General features: G+C 63.4%; 13 protein-coding genes, 1 tRNA gene and 1 pseudogene. 3 read left to right on the top strand and 12 right to left on the bottom strand.

Features of this window, described 5'->3' with window-relative positions; genetic code table 11:
- Positions 1-121 precede the first annotated feature (121 nt).
- Positions 122-1,228, bottom strand: coding sequence for a saccharopine dehydrogenase family protein (locus ACWEQQ_RS19165; protein ID WP_452349110.1), 1,107 nt, complete (start codon positions 1,226-1,228; stop codon positions 122-124).
- A complete protein-coding gene (locus ACWEQQ_RS19160; protein ID WP_452349109.1) occupies positions 1,225-2,751 on the bottom strand; it encodes a flavin-containing monooxygenase in 1,527 nt (508 codons plus the stop codon). The genes ACWEQQ_RS19165 and ACWEQQ_RS19160 overlap by 4 nt, the downstream gene beginning before the upstream one ends.
- 113 nt (positions 2,752-2,864) lie before the next feature.
- On the opposite strand from ACWEQQ_RS19160, the gene ACWEQQ_RS19155 reads away from it, so the two are divergent.
- A complete protein-coding gene (locus ACWEQQ_RS19155; RefSeq protein WP_452349108.1) occupies positions 2,865-4,103 on the top strand; it encodes a PucR family transcriptional regulator in 1,239 nt (412 codons plus the stop codon).
- Positions 4,104-4,523: 420 nt separating this feature from the next.
- Entirely contained in the window at positions 4,524-5,132 is a 609-nt protein-coding gene (locus ACWEQQ_RS19150) for a hypothetical protein (protein ID WP_452349107.1), read from the top strand.
- Between the two features lie 469 nt (positions 5,133-5,601).
- On the opposite strand, the gene ACWEQQ_RS19145 is transcribed toward ACWEQQ_RS19150, so the two are convergent.
- Together ACWEQQ_RS19145 and ACWEQQ_RS19140 are read right to left on the bottom strand one after the other, a co-directional pair.
- The gene (locus tag ACWEQQ_RS19145) at positions 5,602-7,662 is read right to left on the bottom strand and encodes a protein kinase domain-containing protein (RefSeq protein ID WP_452349106.1); all 2,061 of its coding nucleotides are present in this window, start codon (positions 7,660-7,662) and stop codon (positions 5,602-5,604) included.
- A gap of 472 nt (positions 7,663-8,134) precedes the next feature.
- Positions 8,135-10,384, bottom strand: a complete 2,250-nt coding sequence (locus ACWEQQ_RS19140; RefSeq protein ID WP_452349105.1) for a serine/threonine-protein kinase — start codon at positions 10,382-10,384, stop codon at positions 8,135-8,137.
- 520 nt (positions 10,385-10,904) lie between these two features.
- Between ACWEQQ_RS19140 and ACWEQQ_RS19135 the strand changes: the two genes are divergently transcribed.
- Positions 10,905-12,248, top strand: coding sequence for a serine hydrolase domain-containing protein (locus tag ACWEQQ_RS19135; RefSeq protein WP_452349104.1), 1,344 nt, complete (start codon positions 10,905-10,907; stop codon positions 12,246-12,248).
- A gap of 504 nt (positions 12,249-12,752) precedes the next feature.
- On the opposite strand, the pseudogene ACWEQQ_RS19130 reads toward ACWEQQ_RS19135, so the two are convergent.
- From ACWEQQ_RS19130 to ACWEQQ_RS19095, 8 genes and pseudogenes are all read right to left on the bottom strand, one after another.
- A pseudogene (locus tag ACWEQQ_RS19130) lies at positions 12,753-12,989 on the bottom strand (HD domain-containing protein); the annotation flags it as partial.
- 337 nt (positions 12,990-13,326) lie between these two features.
- The gene (locus ACWEQQ_RS19125) at positions 13,327-14,286 is read right to left on the bottom strand and encodes an HNH endonuclease signature motif containing protein (RefSeq protein WP_452349103.1); all 960 of its coding nucleotides are present in this window, start codon (positions 14,284-14,286) and stop codon (positions 13,327-13,329) included.
- 92 nt (positions 14,287-14,378) lie between these two features.
- The gene (locus ACWEQQ_RS19120; RefSeq protein WP_452349102.1) at positions 14,379-15,758 is read right to left on the bottom strand and encodes an ATP-binding protein; all 1,380 of its coding nucleotides are present in this window, start codon (positions 15,756-15,758) and stop codon (positions 14,379-14,381) included.
- Positions 15,759-16,195: 437 nt separating this feature from the next.
- Positions 16,196-16,519 carry a DUF6247 family protein gene (locus ACWEQQ_RS19115; protein WP_452349101.1) on the bottom strand — a complete coding sequence of 108 codons (324 nt, stop codon included), beginning with the start codon at positions 16,517-16,519 and terminating at the stop codon, positions 16,196-16,198.
- Between the two features lie 185 nt (positions 16,520-16,704).
- Positions 16,705-16,776, bottom strand: a tRNA-Val gene (locus ACWEQQ_RS19110).
- Between the two features lie 63 nt (positions 16,777-16,839).
- Positions 16,840-17,304 (bottom strand): peroxiredoxin, encoded by a 465-nt coding sequence (locus ACWEQQ_RS19105; RefSeq protein ID WP_354838203.1) that lies wholly within the window; start codon positions 17,302-17,304, stop codon positions 16,840-16,842.
- Positions 17,305-17,412: 108 nt separating this feature from the next.
- Positions 17,413-17,835, bottom strand: coding sequence for a DUF3052 domain-containing protein (locus ACWEQQ_RS19100; RefSeq protein WP_354838512.1), 423 nt, complete (start codon positions 17,833-17,835; stop codon positions 17,413-17,415).
- A gap of 160 nt (positions 17,836-17,995) precedes the next feature.
- The gene (locus ACWEQQ_RS19095) at positions 17,996-18,553 is read right to left on the bottom strand and encodes a hypothetical protein (RefSeq protein ID WP_452339536.1); all 558 of its coding nucleotides are present in this window, start codon (positions 18,551-18,553) and stop codon (positions 17,996-17,998) included.
- Between the last annotated feature and the right edge of the window lie 214 nt (positions 18,554-18,767).

Here is an 18,767-nt window from a genome sequence, read left to right as displayed (position 1 = left end):
AAGGTGGTGAGGACTTCCTCGCTGGGCGGGCCGCCGAAAGGCTGCCAGGTGAGGGCGAAGTCGATCAGCTGCTGTTCGTCGCTGTTCATGGAGAAGCGATCGTCCCTCGGTGGGATTGTGGTCAGTTCGCGTTGAGGCCGATCTCGGCGCAGCCCTGGAGCAGTGCCTCCCGGCCGAAGGCTTCGACGGGGCCGACGACGCCCGTGGTCAGCCGTGGGCCGGTGAGGAGTTGCGCTGCGCCCCAGGCGATGAGCTCGCCGGTGAGGGTGTAGATGCTGGGGCCCTCGAGGTGGACCTCGGCCAGGACGCCGGTCGCGTCGGAGGCGACGGCGACCACGTGGGTGCGGGTGCGGGCGCGTTCGGCGGTGTCGGGGCCACCGGCCGGGCCGATCATGGGCCGGCTCAGCAGATCGACCAGGGCACGACCGCCCGGAATCCGCACGGTGGCAGCGGCAATCGCGGTTTGGATCGAGATCAGTCGGCTCAGTGCTGGGAACCAGCCGTTGTACACGGTGACGTTGTCGAGCGCCGGGAGCGCGCTGGGCAGGTACAGCACTTCGGTGCCAGAAACGAGGAATGCGCTTCTGCGGCGGCCACGCACGGTGAACGCCCGAACCTTCGAAGCGGTGCGTGCTTCGGTGATCCGGCGGTCGCGCCAGCTCACGATCGGCAGGGTGACGGCGTCACGCATGGTGGTGCGAGTGCCCTGGCTCAGGCCGCGCCACAGGGGTCCGGTGGCGAAGTAGCCGATATCGATCGAGCGTGCGCGGTCGCCGGCCCGGTGCGCGGCCAGGGTGCCGGCGAGAATCCCGGGCACATAGTCATAACCGAACGCGGGCAGCATGACCGCCCCGGTGGCACGTGCGCGATCGTTCAGGTCACGGTGCAGGTCGCGGACGAAACCGACTTCGCCGGTGGAGTCGATGTAATGCGCACCGATGTCGGCGGCCGCACGCGCCACCGCGTGCCCGAACCGCTCGAAGGGCCCGACGGTGGTGATCAGGACATCGCCGCGGCCGACCACTGCCGCGATGCTCGCCGCATCGGTGACATCGACCAGCGCGTAATCCAGTCCTCCGGATCGTTGCGCGAGGGCGTGCAGCACGTCGCGATCACGGCCTGCCAGAACAGGTTCGATACCTCTGCGCCGCAACGAGTCGAGCACGAGTCCGCCGGTGTAGCCGGTGGCGCCGAGCAAGACGATGCGTCCGGGCAGCCCCGCGGTCATGCGGGCACCGACACAGCGGGCTGGGCCGGACGGCTTGCGACCGGGGTTTCGAAGTGCAGCTCGGGATCGAGGATGCTGCCTCTCCGCAGGATGTGCACGTCGTCCTGGTAGTTCATCGACGTCCGCCACGGCATCCGATCGCCCTGGGTGGGCAGCTGGTCGACGACGCGCTGGATGTAGCCCGCGGTGAAGTCGAGGAACGGCCGGGTCGGCATGGACTTGTCTGCGACCTCGGCGCGCGCGATCCGGTAGCCGTTCTCGTCCATGTGAGCCAGCAGGCGGCAGAAATGCTCACACAGCAGGCCGATCTTCAATGTCCACGACGAGTTGGTGTAGCCGATGGCGTAGGCCAGATTCGGCACTCCCGACAGCATCAAACCCTTGTACGCCATGGTGTTCGGCAGCTCGATCGAGCGCCCGTCCACGGTCACCGGGATACCGCCGAACGCCTGCACGTTCAGGCCCGTGGCCGTGACGATGATGTCGGCGTCGAGTTCGCGGCCCGACGCCAGCCGGATACCGGTCTCGGTGAAGGTGTCGATGCGGTCGGTGACCACCGAGGCCTTGCCGTCGCGGATGGCGGCGAACAGGTCACCGTCGGGGACGGTGCACAGGCGCTGCTCCCACGGGTTGTACGGCGGATTGAAATGCTCGTCGACCGGATAGCCTTCCGGCAGCTGTTTGGCATTGGCCCACCGGATGAATCGGCGCACCTGGTCCGGGTACTTCTGCGAGAGACTCCAGATCAGCTTCTGCTGGGCGATGTTCTTACGGCGGGTCCAGGCGTAGCCGCGTTCGTCGCCGAGCAGCCGCTTCATCGCGTTCGCGATCGGGTCCTTCTTCGGCACCGGCAGGATGTAGGTGGGGGTGCGTTGCAGCATCGTCACGTGCGCAGCGGAATCCGCCATCGCTGGAATCAGGGTCACCGCGGTCGCGCCGCTGCCGATGACGACGACGCGCTTGCCGGCGTAGTCCAGGTCCTCGGGCCACTGCTGGGGGTGCACCACGGTGCCCCGGAACCGGTCGCGGCCGGTGAACTCGGGGGTGAATCCCTCGTCGTAGCGGTAGTAGCCGGCGGCGGAGAAGATCCAGTCGGCGGTCAGCTCCACCAGTTCGCCGGTGTCGGTGCGCTCCACCTGCAATGTCCAGCATGCCTCCGCCGAGGACCAGGAACCCGCGATCACCTTGTGGTGGTAGCGAATTGCGTCGTCGAGGCCGTTCTCGGTGGCGGTCTCGCGCAGGTAGGACAGGATCCGTTCACCATCGGCGATCGACTGCTCGTCGCGCCACGGCTTGAACTCGTAGCCGAAGGTGTGCAGGTCCGAGTCCGATCGAATACCCGGGTACCGGAACAGATCCCAGGTGCCGCCCAGGCTGCTGCGGGCCTCCAGGATGGCGAAGCTCTTGTGCGGCACCATGGTTCGCAGGTAGCGGCCCGCACCGATGCCGGAGATTCCGGCGCCGACGATCACGACATCGACGTGTTCGGCGGACGACGTCCCGGAGGTCTGAGGGGGTGTCATAGCGGCTCCTTGTTCCGGCTCCGCATGCCACGCGACGATGCGGAGACTGGATTCCAGGATCGAATACCGCCGGAGAGTTGCGCCACAACATAGTGACGCACGATATTGGAATTGTGGTTCAAAATGACGCACGCGGTGCGCGATGGCCCGAGCCCGGCCCGGAAACCGTCGCCCTCATCCGGCAGGCGGCGGAGATAGCGCTGAATCAGCCCGCGGAGTGGCTCGAGGACCTGCACGAGGCATCCTTGGCGGGCGAGCGTATGCAGCGAATCGCGGACGACCCCGCGCTCGCCGACGCGGTGCGGCGCGCCAACGTCGCGAACATCGCGCACTGGGCCTGGTCCAATGTGCAGCATCCCGGCCGCAGAGTCCCGCCGAACCTCGGACCCGAAGCACTCTCGACAGCAAGGGATCTGGCGCGACGTGGACTGGACGAGGCCTCACTCGAGGCCTATCGCACCACCTACAGCGTCATATGGAACCGCTGCATGGAGGTGTGTTTCGCGCTCACCGACGATCCCCGGCAGCTGCGTGAACTGCTGGGGCTCGCCTCACTGTCGATCTCGACCTTCATCGAGGACACCATCGCCGCCGTCACCGACCAGCTGAAGGCAGAGAAGGCGGACCTCACCCGGGGCACCCACGCCGAACGCCGTGCCACCGTGTCACTGCTGCTCGAAGGCGCGCCGATCCGGCTCGCCCAGGCGGAAGCCCAGCTGGGCTACCGGCTGACCGGACCGCACACCGCCGCCACCCTGTGGGCCACGTCCTCCACGGTCAGCGACCAGCTCGAGGCCGCCGCGGAACTGCTCATGCGGATCAGCGGTGCCGGGCACCGGCTCACGATCGTGGCCGGCGCCGCGGCTCTGTGGCTGTGGCTGCCCGTCGGCACCGCACCCGAACTGGCCCCGATCATCGAAGGACTCGATGCCGCACCGGACATCCGCATCGCCATCGGCCGGCCCGGCACCGACCTCGACGGGTTCCGCCGCAGCCACCTCGACGCCCTCGAAACCCAGCGCATGCTCGCCCGCCTCACCTCACACCGGAGAGTCGCCCGACATCAAGACATCCAGCTGGTCGCCGTCCTCACCAACGACCCCATCCGCGCCGACGAATTCATCGCGGACACACTGGGCGAGCTGGCCGGCGCCGACCCTGAGATAGTCGAAGCACTCACCACCTACATCGAAGAACAGTGCAGCATCGCCCGCACCGCAGACCGCCTGTACACCCACCGCAGCACCGTGGTCCGCCGCCTGGCCCGAGCCGGGGAACTCCTACCCCGCCCCCTCGGAACCAACACCATCGCCGTCGGCGCAGCCCTCGACGTCCTCCGCTGGACCCGCTGACTGCTTCATGCAGCGGTATCCGACCGAAGATTGCCCCACGAAAAACCTTGGCAGACATGCGTGTTCAAGAGACATCCCGATTCGGCCTCGATCCCGACGTCGAGATCGGAATCGCCCCCGCAGCTATCGAGCGCAAACATTTCGCCGACCACTGGGTACAGGTGCTCGACAAATGCCCAATCAGTTGAAACCCGATTTCGCGTAAGCTGAAAGCGGACGCGCCGTACTGGTCACGCGGCGGCCCGGAAACTACTCGCATCGAGGTGAAAGAAACATGGCCTCCGATGTTTCGCTACAGCCCAGGTGAACCGGGCCCAGGTAATTCGTTTCGCCAGCAGACAAGAACGCCAGTAGTTTCTGGTCACATCCTGCTCGGGCCGGGCCGCACCCGGAAGTAAGAACAAAGAAGAAAGTACGATCATGCGTAGAGCAACGGCGCTCTTCGCCGCATTATTGTTGGCCATCCTCTTTTCCATCACCTACGCAACGAGCCCGACGGCTCGGGCCGCCGGCTGCGTCGGCGACTGGGCCATCGGAATCGGCGGCTCAGGCGACCCGTCGGTGTTCGCTCCGTACGTCGATCAGACCGTCGGCTACAACTCCGCCCTCCCGATGCTGGCATTGAACGAAATCGACCGGCTCTTCTGGTCACACCGCACTGAATGTCCGCGCGATCACATCCGCTTGATCGGGCACAGCGAAGGCGCGGGCATACTCCACGCCTGGGTCACCGCCCACCAAGATGTCGGCAATGCGAACGCCATCCTGCTATCGGATCCCAAACGCGCTCCGGGACCCGGTTCGGCTGGACTGTCCTCAACTCCCGGAAATTGGCTCATCGGTTATCCACTGGCCGGCGTCGACGATTGGTTCGGCAACATCCCGGTGCTCACCGTCTGCAACCACGACGACGAAATCTGTGACACATCGGCTGGTTGGTTGGGCTACGTGTTCGCGGGTGCGCATGATCGCTACGATTTCAACGTCTGGGACTACGGCGATTGGAATTCCGGGGTGTGGTACCGGTAGTCGATGATTTGAGGTATCAGAATCGGCAGATGTATCCACGCGCTTATGTGGAAAGAAATTCGCAATGCAGCAGATCTAATAGATTCCAGGGGCCATCGGCCCACGACGCGGCGCTCCGCGGGGACAGGTCCGACGCCCTGAAGGGAAAACCTGTTGCAGGGCAAGGGTTCTCAGCGACGCTGCAGGGGAACAGCGATCACCTGAGACGCTTTCGAAGGTGGGCGCAGAGGGGATCGAACCCCCCGACCGCTGGTGTAAAACCAGTAGGCAAGAAAGATCGCCACGGCCGATGCGACCCACTTTGCTGCCGTCGATGAATACGCGGTACTTGCGCAGAAGGTCCACATATCCGCCAGGTCGCCACCGGACAGTGGTTTGCGCCATATGCGCAGACTAGTTCGATCTTGGTGGGGATGGTCGTTCTGGCTCATTGTTCATCGTGGGTGTCCTGTGGCCGCAAGGTAATCGGTCAGGGTCTGACCACGAAGACCGCACTGTCGCCGAAGTCGACGAGGTAGGCGGCGCCGAGACCTGGGTCCACCGCGGCCCCCTCTGTAGTCCGGCCGGACCCGGGGATGGGGGTGACCTTGTGAGTGTCGACGTCGATCGCCACCGGCGTCAGGTCGAGCGTGGTTGGGTCGCCGTTCATCGGCGTCACCCCGACGTAGAGGATGCGGCGATCCTGGTCAAGGGCAATCATGCTCGGGCGGTGGACGGGAATGATGCCGGTGGCCCGGTTCGTGTGGGTGTCGATCGTCCATATCGAGTCACCCACGTTGTTCGCGACGTAGAGGGTACCGGAGCGATGGTCGAGCGCGAGGCCAAATGGCCCCTGGCCCACCGCGACGGTCGCGGCCACGGTGTTGTTCGACAGGTCGATCACCGACACGGAGTTTTCGCCATCGTTGCCGACGTAGAGCCGCGAGCGATCGGCATCGACCACGACCTCTATCGGCCGGATACCCACCCCGATGGTGGCGGTCACGGCGCGGACGCGGGGGTCGATCACCGACACCGAACCCGGCTTCGACCCAGTGCGTATACCGTTACCGGCCTGGCCCTCCGCGAGCGGATCGACGGTGGCGTTGGTGACATACACCAAATGGCTGCGGGGGTCGACCGCCACCTCGTCCGCGTTGGCCCCGACGGCGATGGTCGCGGTGACGGTGTTGGTGTTCGCGTCGATCATGAACACCTTGCCGGCGTCGGCGTAGTCGGTCACGTACACGGTGCGGGTTTGCGGGTCGACCGCCACACCCTGCGCGCTCGGTATGTTTTCGATGGTGGCGGTGACAGCGAGGGTGGTGCCGTCGATAACGGAAACGGTACCGCCGGAAGTATTCGCGACGTACACGTGGTGTGTCGTGGCATCGACCGCTACGCCCTGCGGGTTCTTCCCGACGGCGACCGGGCTGACAGTGAAGGCCGGCGAGCCGTGCGGTGGCGGTTTCGGCCACATCAGGACCACAGCGACCGCAGCGATGATCGCGACCGCCGCGGCGGCAACCGCAAGCAACCGGCGGCGGACGCGGCGCTTTCGGACCGGAGTCCCCGGCACCACCGCCGGCTCGGTCGTGCTCGCATACTCGGCGACTCCGACTGCCGGGATGCCCTCGGTCACCATCTTGGATTTCGGCGGTGCGGTCCGTGATGAGACGGTCGCGGTGAGCTCCTTCGATGCCGCCGCCAGCGTGTCGTTGGCGGCAGCGGCCAGCTCACCACAACTGGAGTATCGACTGTCACGGTCCTTGGCCAGGGCGCGTTCGACGATGGCATCGAAACCTTCGGGCACACGCATTTCGCCCTGCCTGCTGGGCTTCGGGATCGGCAGGCTCAAATGCCCGTACATCAGCTGCGCGGGGGTGCTCCCGGGATACGGCAGCGCCCCGGTGAGCATCCGGTACATAGTCGCACCCAGCGAGTACACGTCGACACGGTGATCGATCGTCGTGCCGATATCGAATTGTTCGGGCGCGGCGTACTGCAGACTCGCCAGGAGCATGCCGCTGCGAGTAAAACCGCCGGTTTCATCGAGAGCCTTGGCGATACCGAAGTCCGCGAGCAACACCCGCTCGGGTTCACCGCGCGACGCGTCGGTCAACAGGATGTTGGCCGGCTTCACGTCACGATGCAACACCCCGTGCCCGTGGGCGTAATCGAGCGCAGCCGCGGTCTCGGTGAGGATCCACACCACCCGCCCGACCGGCAGCCCCCCATCCCGCAGCAGCTCGGCCACGTCGCTGCCGTCGACATACTGCATCGCGATCCACAGCTGACCACCCTCGTTGCCGCGGTCGTAGACGGTGACGATATTCCGATGATCCAGCCGGGCAGCGGTATCGGCCTCTCGCAGGAACCGGGCACGCACATCCTCGTCATCGGTCAGAGCACGGTTGAGCACCTTCAGAGCGACCAGGCGCGGCAGATTCGGATGCTCAGCCAGATACACCGTGCCCATACCACCCGCACCGAGCCGACGCAGGATCCGATAGCCGGCGAATACTCCCCCAGGCTCCAACGAAGCGCCCATCGCTGAGGACCCCTCCCTTCCGGGAACACCCTCAATCCGACACCCGACCAGCAAACACCCAGCCCGCTATTCGGGCACCCACACTGGCAACAGAAACCTCTCAATAAGCATAGGCGCGGACACCGGCCATACGAGATCTCGAACCGGTCGGCCTGCTCGAGTCCGAGACGGCGCCGGTGCCGCCCCGAGATCGATCCCCCGGCCACATCGCCCCCGCTGGCTCCAGCGAACTCGAGTACGCGCTAATGCCGCGACCCGCGCGATTCGAACGGCAGCGTGGCAAGCCGGAAGACCAACCGGCCGAGATCATCTCGGCCGGAAGTCGAACGCGCCCCACAGCCGGGATCCCCACGCAACCGGCCTGCGGGCTCGGTCCTATCCGAGCCGAGCGCGCCGGACCTGTTCCGGTGTAATGGTCATCTCGGCTCCGCGGCTCGAGATCAGCCGATCTCGGTCGTATGGCCGTCCATGGTCAGGTGTGAGAATGGGGATCCACGATGCGCTTGAGGGCCGCCAGATCCGATTGCAGGGCGTAGAAGGTGCGCAGGGCGACGGCGAAGGCGATAAGCCCACCGACACAGAGGGCTACCATCGAGCCGATCACCGTGTGCTGCTGTTGCGGAGTCAAGAACATCAGCCCTAACGGCACGCCCAACAGCGGAACCGATGCCGCCACACCGAGGTACACACGGCTGCGTTGGATCAGCCGATGCAGCCGGGTGGCGTCGTCGGGGGACAAGTGCCCGGCGGCGACCAAACCCGGGTAGTACCAGCGCAGCACGAAGAAGGTGGCCGGAAAGTACGTGTACACGACCGCTACCGTGGCTGCGACGAGGCTCGAGGCGATCAGATTGGCCAGCAGCCCGCCCGGCACCGGCCCCAGTGACAGCAGTTTCACCAGGAAGATGCCCATGGCCAGGATCCATCCGATGAACGCGACTGCCGCGATCCGGTCGCCGCAGGCGAGGGCGTCGGCACGCGCACGGGCGAGGGTGGTCTCGTCGAAGTGTTTGCCGCGGCGCAGGCCGTCGGGCACTAGGAAGACGTTGCGGCACCAGTACAGCAGTCCGGCGATGGCGACCGGATAGGAGATCGCGATCACCACGTAACCCAGGTGGGTCAGCCGCCCGGCAGCCTCGGAGCCCAGTTCGAGTTGGATCAGCCGCACATTGTGCGCCGAAAGGTACAGTCCGGCCGCGACCTGGCCGAACATGCCTGTCGGAAGCACCACCGGAATCGGCCGCATACGCAGCCGTGCCCGCAGGCTGTGTGCGGGCGGGTCGACCAGGTCGCGGGCGGCCCGGTCCTGGCTCAATTCGAGCCGCTGGGCCAGTTCGGCACCGCTGGGGTAGCGGTCGGCGGGGTCGGGCGCAAGGCAGGTGAGCAGTGCGTGACGCAATAGGGCCGGGCAGTCAGGGGGCAGCTCGGCCTCCAGAGTCGCGTCGACGAGCCGGCGGCGTCGATCGATCATCGCCTGCAGCGATTGCTCCGATTCGCCGGCCCCGTCTACGTCGTCGAACGGTCGCAGTCCGGTGAGCAGTTCCCACAGGACCACCGCCAGCGCGTAGAGGTCGCTGCGGGTGTCCAGATCGGCGGCAGTGGTGGCCACGTTGGGGTGGCAGGCCTCGAGCTGCTCGGGGGACATGTAGCGCAGGGAGCCGCCGAAGTAGGCGACGGGGTTCGCACCGGGCAGATGCCGGCTGAAGCTGATGTTGAAATCGGCCAGCTTGGGCTGACCGTCGGCGGTCAACAGCACATTTGCGGGTTTGATGTCGCGGTGCAGCACACCGTGGCGATTGGCGTAGTCGAGCGCGGCGGCCAGCCGGGCGCCCAGCCAGGCCACGGTTTCCGGCCAGGTGAGCTGTTCCAGTTCCGCGCGCGCGGGCGAGGGCTGCGGCGCGAGCACGCCCGTGGTCGTGGTGGCGGCGTCGATAGCCGCCAGCAGCAGCTTGCCGCTGCGTTCGGCCGGTGGGGTGCGCCGCAACAGTCGCAGCACGCCCAGGAGGGTGCCGCCGGGCACGAACTGCATGTACATCAGCTTCAGATGCTGTTCAGTGATCTGACGCTGATCGAAGACGCGGACGATATGGTCGTGGTCGAGCTGGGCCAGCGTCTGCGGTTCGGTGCCGCGGTCGCGGGAGATCTTCACAGCTACCAGTCGGCTCAGCGATCGCTGCCGAGCCAGGAATACGCGCGCGAACGCGCCGCGGCCCAGCGGCAGCAGCAGATCGAAATCGTCGAGGGATGTGCCCGTATTGATGGAGTCGAGAGCATCGACTGCCGTGGGGTCGGCCAGCAGCGTGCTGCGCACGCCGCCGACATCGAAAGTCTCTGTGATACGGGCCATTTGGGTCGGATAGTCGTGCTCGTACTCGGTGAGGTCGATGTCGTTGCGACAGCTGCGGGCACTGATCTCCTCATAGATGAGATCCGGCGGTAGCGGGGCAGTGCCCAGTTCCGGGAACTGTTCGCGATAGTCGGCAAGGCGCAGGGCGTGGTCGCTGCGCCGCCACCGTTCGTGCAGATCCACTTTGATCAGTTCGATCAACGTGGTCCGCCGCAGCGCGGGCTCGGCCGGCAGGTGGATCGACAGATCGGGTGGTTCGCTCGATGAGTGCCAGTCCTCGGCGAACTGGGCAACCAGAGTCTTCAACGCGGTCTGCGTTGCAGTCGCGCGGGCGGCACCGGGGTCGAATGCGCTCGCGCCGAGGTCCTTATCCATCGTCGCTCGCCTCGAAGCGGTTGATCCCGCCTCCCCAACAAGGGGTATTGGATCCCTCAGGTGGATGATCGGCACTTCATCAATAGCCTTACACCGCTGCTGCCAGCTGTCCACCCCCCTACCAAGGAGCCCCATCCTGGGCGTTCATGGTGTCCGGAGTGTCGGCCTAACAGGACACGTGCATGAAGATCGACCCCGACACCAACCGAAGCGCACCGCCCGCGGATGGTCGGCGGCGTCGCGGGTGACCGGATCGGTCATGGCACACGCCCCGATACCTCAGGCGGCACCGCGAGGTGCGCGGTCATCGGATCGTCACCGCCCACAGCGTCGGTACTGACCGGACTCACGGTCCTCGCCATGGGCGCAGGATGGGTTCACGGCACGAACACGCCGCTGATGTCCTCAAAGAGGAATCTTGGAATATTCGACGTTGAGCGGTACGCCCGGTTTGCATTCGGCTGAACCTTATTCAGCCTGTTGTCCCCTCCGGCGCCGTCGGGCGCGATAGCCTCCAGCTATGGGTCGCATCTACAGATTCCTGGCCGGAATTGCGGCGATATCGATGGTCGCTGGGAGCGTTTTCGCCGGGGGTGTGCAGGCCGCGCCCGCCGAGCAGCTGTCTTGTGAGGTGTCGTCCGGGCGGGACCCGGAACGGGCGGCTCCGGAACAGGTTGGACTGGATTCGGGACTGCTCGCGGACGCCTTGACGTTCGCCAGTGGGCGTAATCGGTTGAATGTGCAGGTGTTCCGGCACAACTGCCTGATCGGTGAGGGGCCGACGAACGACGAGACCGGCAATGTCGCGTGGAATATCTGGAGTGCGACGAAGAGCGTTGTCTCCCTGCTCGCCGGAATAGCCTGGGATCAAGGGAAACTCGATCTCGAGGCGCCGATCGATCGGTATCTGCCGCCCGGACTGGGTGATGAGCAGCATCGGTCGATCACCGTGGAGAATCTGCTGACCGAATCGTCCGGCCTGGCGGCGGATATACTTACCGAGGGTGTCACCGGGGTGATTCCGATCGATCCGAATGGTGCCGTGCAGGCGCTCGGGGTGCCGTTGGACAATCCGCCGGGTGCGGTATACAGCTACAGCGAGCGCGATGTCGATCTGCTCGCCTATGTCATCGAGTTGGCCATCGGCGAGCCATTTCAGCAGTTCGCGCAGCGTGAGCTGTTCGATCCGCTCGGTATCGAACGCGGTGATTATTACTGGGCGCGCGACCGCGCCGGGCACACCTACGGTTATGCCCATCTGATGATCCCGCCGAACGATTTCGCGAAGCTCGGTCTGCTGGTGAGCAATAACGGGCGCTGGGGCACACAGCAACTCGTCTCCGAGACCTATCTGCGCATGGCACGCCAACCGTCACCAGCGAACAAGTGCTTTGGCTACCTGCTCTGGATCGGCCTCGGATGCGAAGAGTCCCAGAACTTCCAGCCCGCTGACGTGTATTTCATGGTCGGAGGCGGCATGCAGAACATCTTCATCGTGCCGAGTCTGGATTTGACGGTGATGTGGACCGGACTCTTCGGAAGTGTCAGCAACCAGGGCATCGAGGAGGCCCTGGAGGACACCACGGAGCTGGCGCACGAATTCTTCCGCAGATTGTTCGCGGCATTCCAAGACCATCTGGTGCCCGATCCCGGTCCGTATGTCGAACCGCCGCCGCGCGCGGATTCGAACGTGGATACGAATCTGCTGATCGCGGTCTTCGGCGTCGGGCCCGCGGCATATCCGGGCTGCAATGTCTTCAGCTGCCTGAACTACCCGTTGGCACCGCCGTTCGCGGATACCGCGCCGGGCTGCGTCATTCAGGCCTGCCTCGGTCCGGACCCGCGCACGCCCGGCATCCGCTGAATCACATGCCGAAGAAAGGGATATCGCCCTCCTTCGCGCCGTGCGCGACGAAATGGCCACCCACTGTTGTGGTCCCCAACCTCGACACACCGGCAGTGCCGCGCTGCGCATCCGTCTGGTGCTGAAACTCGCGTGCTCGAAACCGCCACGGTCGCACCCGACTTGCCTCCCGCACTGAGCGCGCCCGGTCGTGCGAACACGCCACCAGAGGTGGCGCACTCCCTGAACGCAACATCCGCACCTGACACCAAGATGCTTCGATGAGTCTCGTCGTAGCCGGCGCCGCTCAACAACCGTGACTTGTACCGATCAACCTCCAGAAGGCCGGGCTGTTGAAGGGCCCAGTCACGAAGCTGGACGAACGTCTGCGTCGCACCGCGGGCCGAGGCCAGGAGATTGCCAACCACCACGTACGCATCAGCGGGCTGATCGAAAACATCGAGCCGGGTCGCACGGACCAGGTATCGCCACAGTTCGGCAATGGCGCTGGCCGCGGCGATAACCGCCGCGGTCACGCAGGAACACCGCCCCATCCAGTGGGTGAAACCCTGTGGTAGCCAACGACGGTGCGTATCCGATGTCATGAAGCCAGCACGCCGCGACGAGAACGTCCGCTTCGGCCCCGAAGGCTGACGCGATCCGAGTACCCTGGTGGGCAACGCCGTTGACGTGTCGCCATCGCCGCGGCAACGCCGTAGCGAGATGAACCTCCGCAAGATTCCGGGCCGCTGGCACCCACAACTGTCGACAAGTGCTACCGACCTACTCAGTGGCTCAATGAAATCGGCCCGAAAGGCCAACTTGATCCACGAATACCCGTGCGTGGATATCAAGCTGCCCAAGCCCGGCCCGAGCCCCGAACGGCACTTCGAGGACGACGAATTCGCCGCTGATCATGGGGCAAGCTGTAGGCCGATTGACCTGCACAAATAGAGTGGGCGCAGAGGGGATCGAACCCCCGACCGCTGGTGTGTAAAACCCTCCAGGACAGTGCAGTTAGCAGGCTATCGAAAGCAAATACGGCCACAGCACTAACTAGCCGAGGGTGGCTCTCAGGATCGCGGTCACTGCTCGGCCATCACGGCACAGGCCACACTCCGGTCCAAGGGTGGTCGGCCGGGATCGGGCCGAAACTCTCATTTCGCTTGGCGAGTCTCCTTTTGGCGATGTGGTAGGCCCAAGCATAGGTTGAAACCTTCTTGTCCACTCCGAAATGTTTGCTAGTAGCCGTGTCTAACACCTGATGAAATTCCTCAAGCAATTCCCAAGAAGTGCTTGCGAAGTCGACGTCGGACCAGCCATAGAGATACTTGAGCTCGAATCTAACAGCGGCCAGAAACTGCAGTTCGCCGCGACTTTTCGGCTCGGTTCGGCCACCGCGTGCACGGATCCAGTCCTTAATCTCATCGGTCGCACCGACCCACTTGCTTCCCGAATCACGAATTTCTGCGTAGTCCACCCACGCCCAGAAAGCTTCGGCGTCTGCGATATCTGGGGCTTGCCGGTGGTGCTCGGCACAAAGCAACGCAAAGTTACGGACATCCATCGAACCTCCCAGCGAAGCCGGCACGGCATGCGCACGCTCGGCAGGGGTGCCCCAACAAACCAGGCAGGTTGGGTCCATCCCGAGATAGTCCGCGATAGCTTCGAGTGTCGGCGGAGATCTTCGCTCGGTGGCGATCTCACGCCGACGCAGCGGAAGCAGATCGACGTCATACCAGAAGCCCTCACGCCCTTGCGGATAGACAATCCGAAGTTCGTCTGGGATGTCGTTTCGCTGTTGTTCAGGGTTCCTGATGCCAATGAGCGGCATCGTCAGCTCGGTCAGATACGGCATCAGGTCCTCAGGGATAAAGTGGCGCATCAGCTCAAAGGCATCGCGGTCGAACCCACCGGCGGCGTTCCGGTGCCCCTGCACACGCAGCAGGAGGTGTCGTGGTTGCCCAGGAAACTGTCGTTGCGTTCTCTTCAGAACTTCGAAGATACGGCGGGTGCAACGCTCAAAGTTCTCGTAGACCGCCATATCGTGGTAGAGCAAGATCCTTTTCGACGGCATCGTATCCCGAGAGCTTTGCCGAGCCCTTGCCCTCTTTCGAGGGGTCTTCTTAGGCATATGAGGATCCCCCACATTTACCTCTCGACTCTCCTGTACGCGGATGCACTACCAAACTTCCCCGGCACCCGTTCAATTTGGCCAGCATCTATAAGCCTAATAAATATCGTCTTCACCTTATTTTCTGAACCGATCCCAGTTAGTGTCCGAACTGTACGATTGTTGATTTCGTCATGACCGTCAAGATACTGCATGATTATCTCTTCAGGCGACCCCAGCCGCTCGTGGCGAATATTAACGAGGACAGAATTGTCGCGCTCCTCAATTATCGGATCCTTTAGCTTCAGTTTCTTCATTGCCGCAAATGCAGTTACAAGACCCTCGCCTACATCCTTGTTTGGAGGATCCGGGAACTTGTTGATCAGACGAACAACCGCTCCATTTCGCGAAAATCTCTCCTTTAGAATATTCTGCGTAGTGATATGCGCAGGCAGGCGACCAGGACTTTCAACCTCAACCCGGTTATCGAATATCCTTACATGGACATCATCAGCGGTACCGTAGTCTCTGTGAATTACCGCATTCGTAATAATCTCGTGCAGCGTCTCAAACGGATACGTAATAGAAGAAAGACCGTTAGGACCGAGGATCTTTATTCCTTCAATCAGCTTTGCAGTTCTAGCAACCGCGGTCTTGATCTGCTCGTAAAGCGAGCCTTCGACGGTCAGCGGATCGAACGCGAGATTCTCACGCGCCCCTTCGGCATCAGATGTTTTGTACCGGTAGATCTTGATGGCGCAACGTTTTGGTAGTGCCGCTTGCGGTTCGTCTGAGTAGAGAAGCACACCCGCCACGGTCGGTCTATCACCGATGATCATCATCTGCTTCCTGAGCCATGCCTCAGGCTCACCTGCGGGAATACAGTTAAGCATAAAATCGATGACGGTAAGCGAATTCGTAATGATGTCAATCGGGACTTGAACAACTTCCGATTCGAAAGAGGTAATTCCTTTGTTTCGACGAAGACGCTCAATCCCATCGGCCCCTACAGGAAGGCTCTGACTACCGCGGCGCACATAAGCTTTTCCGTCGCTGGCATACTTGATTTCTTTGGTTTTCTGGATAATCAAGTGCAAAATTAGTCCGTGCTGGCTGTCGCACTGCATAAACTCGTAGAGAAAATCCCCACCCAGCGGGAAAAATTCTTCGAAGGCTTGGATATGGCCATTAGCGGCTTCAGCGTTCGAAAATCCGCGCCAGGAGTGGTCGCTACCGTGCGGAGCTTCGTCAATGCCGATGTATAGTTCACCACCGTCTGCGTTTGCGAAAGCTGCGATCGATTTCGTTAATTTTCCAGGCGCAATGTCGATCGATTTTAGATCCAGGAAGTGCCCTTCTTCGAGCCTAAGAATCTTGTATACCTGATTCTTCAAGATGGAAACCTTTTGAATCGACATACCTTCCCTATCCCTCCTTATTGCTGTTAACTCTTATACTAGTTGATCTTGAGGCGCGTTTGTAAGGCTCTCGAGCAGATATCTCCAGATTTCATTGCCCTCCCCCGAAATCAAGTTCGCGTGGTCCACGCGCGGATTCAGCGGCCTGCCTCTTTAACTCATGAACCGAGCCATTGAACCAGGAGCAGATGCACTTCGCCGTTGACCTTCGATCACAAGATAGATGACCTGCACAGCCATTCCCGGACCGAATGCCCAACGACGCACGGCCCAATCGGGATGGGGATCATTCTGCGGGGAACCCGCCCACGGGGAGGCCCCCAGGACAGCGACCACCTGGGCGTAGTCCAGCAGCGCATCGACCGAAAGAGCCGCGACTTGTTCAGCTGTCGCCAGATCCGGAATGATTCGATACAAGTCGGCGAGCCTCAGCCGGCTTACAGGCGCTGCTGGATCTGGGCGCGCATGTCCTCGATCGAGACGGTAGTGGTCCGACCACCTGCCGCTTCGATCTGCGCAGCCTTCTCCAACAGTTGCTGATACGAGCCAAGATCGCGTAACTCCATCACAGCGGCGTGCTGCCACTTGTTCAGCAGATCGTGGATCTCCCTGAGCGAATGTGACTGCTTCGCCCGATCCAGCACCTGCACCCACTCCGCATCGAGCTCGTCGCGCAACGCGGGGCGTAGGGCAACCCGTAGCGTTTCAGGGTCCCCGGCAGAAATCTGCGGAGGCTGTGGGAGCGGCACGGGAGTAGCCATACCTCACGATAACCAGCCACACCGACGAAGTCGCGATGATGCCTCACCCCAGACCGATCCGGCTGCGACGGTGCAGAGTTCAGCGAGCACCGAGCGAACGTCATCTGCCCCACGAATGCCCCATGAAATGGGATGTGGGGCAAGAAGAAACCGGCAGATACCGGGTGGGACCTGCCGGTTCTCGGTGGGCGCAGAGGGGATCGAACCCCCGACCGCTGGTGTGTAAAACCAGTGCTCTACCGCTGAGCTATACGCCCCAACTGCCCGGGCGGGGCCCGGGGTCGGATCGGTGCGCCGGATGTGGATGTCCGGGCAACGGGTTATGAATCTAGTGTGGCGAGGGCTTTTTCCCAAGCGTGCTGGTCACGGGGCTCGCCGGGGCCGTTCATCTCGGCGAAGCGGACGATGCCGTCCTTGTCGACGACGAAGGTGCCGCGGTTGGGGTAGCCGGATTTCTCGTTGAAGACGCCGTAGGTCTGGGCCACGGCGCCGTGCGGCCAGAAGTCGGAGAGGAGGGGGAAGGTGTAGCCCTGTTCGGCTGCCCAGATCTTGTGGGTGGGCGGGGGGCCCACGGAGATGGCGAGGATCTCGGCGTTGTCGTTCTGGAACTTGGGGAGTTCGTCCCGGACCTTGCAGAGTTCGCCCTGGCAGATACCGGTGAAGGCCAGGGGGTAGAAGACGATCAGGACGTTCTTCTCGCCGCGGAAGCTCGACAGCGTGACTTCCTGATTGTTCTGGTCCTTCAGCGTGAAGTCCGGTGCGACCGAACCGACCTCGAGCGGCATACCTTCCCCTCCATCCTCATGTACTGAGCGCAGCACCGAGCGACGCGGCGTGGAGACACGCGGAATCCACCGTTGTCACTCGGCTTACCTGAAACCTTAGTGGAGGCCTCAGCGCTGCTTGGAAGGTGTCTTGGGCTGGGTGAGTTTGGTGCCCGTCCAGGTGCCCAGGGAGACCGGGGTGGTCGCGGTGAGGCCGGCGGGGGTCGCCGACTCGCCGATTTCGCTCGGATCGACATGGCCGGGTTGACCGGTCTTGGGGGTGAGCACCCAGACGACGCCGTCGTCGGCTAGCGGGGTGATCACGTTCAGCAGCTCGTCCACCAGGTCACCGTCACCCTCACGCCACCACAGCAGCACGACGTCGACCACCTCGTCGGTGTCTTCGTCGAGCAGCTCGGAACCGGTGGCTTCCTCGATCTCGGCGCGAAGCGCGTCGTCGGTATCTTCGTCCCAGCCCAGTTCCTGAACCACCATGTCGTGTGAAATGCCAAGCTTCTGAGCGTAGTTCTGCGCGTCCGCCGCGGCGACCACGGTGGTGTCCTCCTCAACTCCCGACAATAGGTAGTTGCAAGCGAACATGGTAAAAGCCCCCAGCGCAAGCCGATCGGCCGAAATCGCACCCTAAATGTCGTATGTGAGACCGTTGAGATCCATTGGACAGCCCGGTTTCACACCATCTGAACGGCCCGATTCACTTGGCCGGGCAGGCGTTCCGGACCGCGGTCAGAGCGTCGTTGACCTTGCGACTCGCGTCGTTCAGCGGCGACACCGACGAGCTGGTCGTCATCTTCCGCACCTCTGCGGCCAGCGACCGCGCCGCGGTCACGTAGTCGGTGAACTTCTGCCCCAGATCCGCCTGCAGGTCCGCGCCGGACGCACCCACCTGAGTCTCGACCGTCTTCGCGGCGTCCTCGAGCGCGGACGCCGCCGTGTCGCGTTTGGCGATCTGGTCGGCCGCGCTCCCGTCGTGCGCGTCGACGAACTCGTTGTAGCGATCGACAGCGGTCCCGGTGATCTTGCGGAACGGATCGCAGTTGTCGGCGGTCGCCTTGGCGGTCGCCGCGGCCGCCTTCGAGGAGGCGGCGGCGGCCGAGGACGACGCGGCCTCGGCCTTGTACGACGTCACCTGAACCTGATTCGCCGTCGGAGTACCCTCGACCGTGTTCGCGCACCCGGCCAGTACCAATCCCCCCGCCACCGCCGCGGACGCGCACACCAGTCCGAACCCCCGCGGGTTCAGCAGCTTCACTTGGTTCCTCCCCGATCCAGCCCGGCGGTGTCGGATGGCGTCGCGAGCGGCGCGATTCCCTGCGCAACCGTACTGGATTTCCGGCTGACATGATGACCTGGGCCGCATCATCGGCAAGGATGTGAGATGCGCCCCAGACCAATCGTTACGGGTATGCCGCCCACCAGCGGATATCCGGGGTATTGACGCCACACCAGATGTCCCACCCCATGTG

Source organism: Nocardia sp. NPDC004123, from assembly GCF_053603795.1.
The sequence above is the reverse complement of the archived record's forward strand: the minus strand, read 5'-3'. Positions and strand labels throughout refer to the sequence as shown.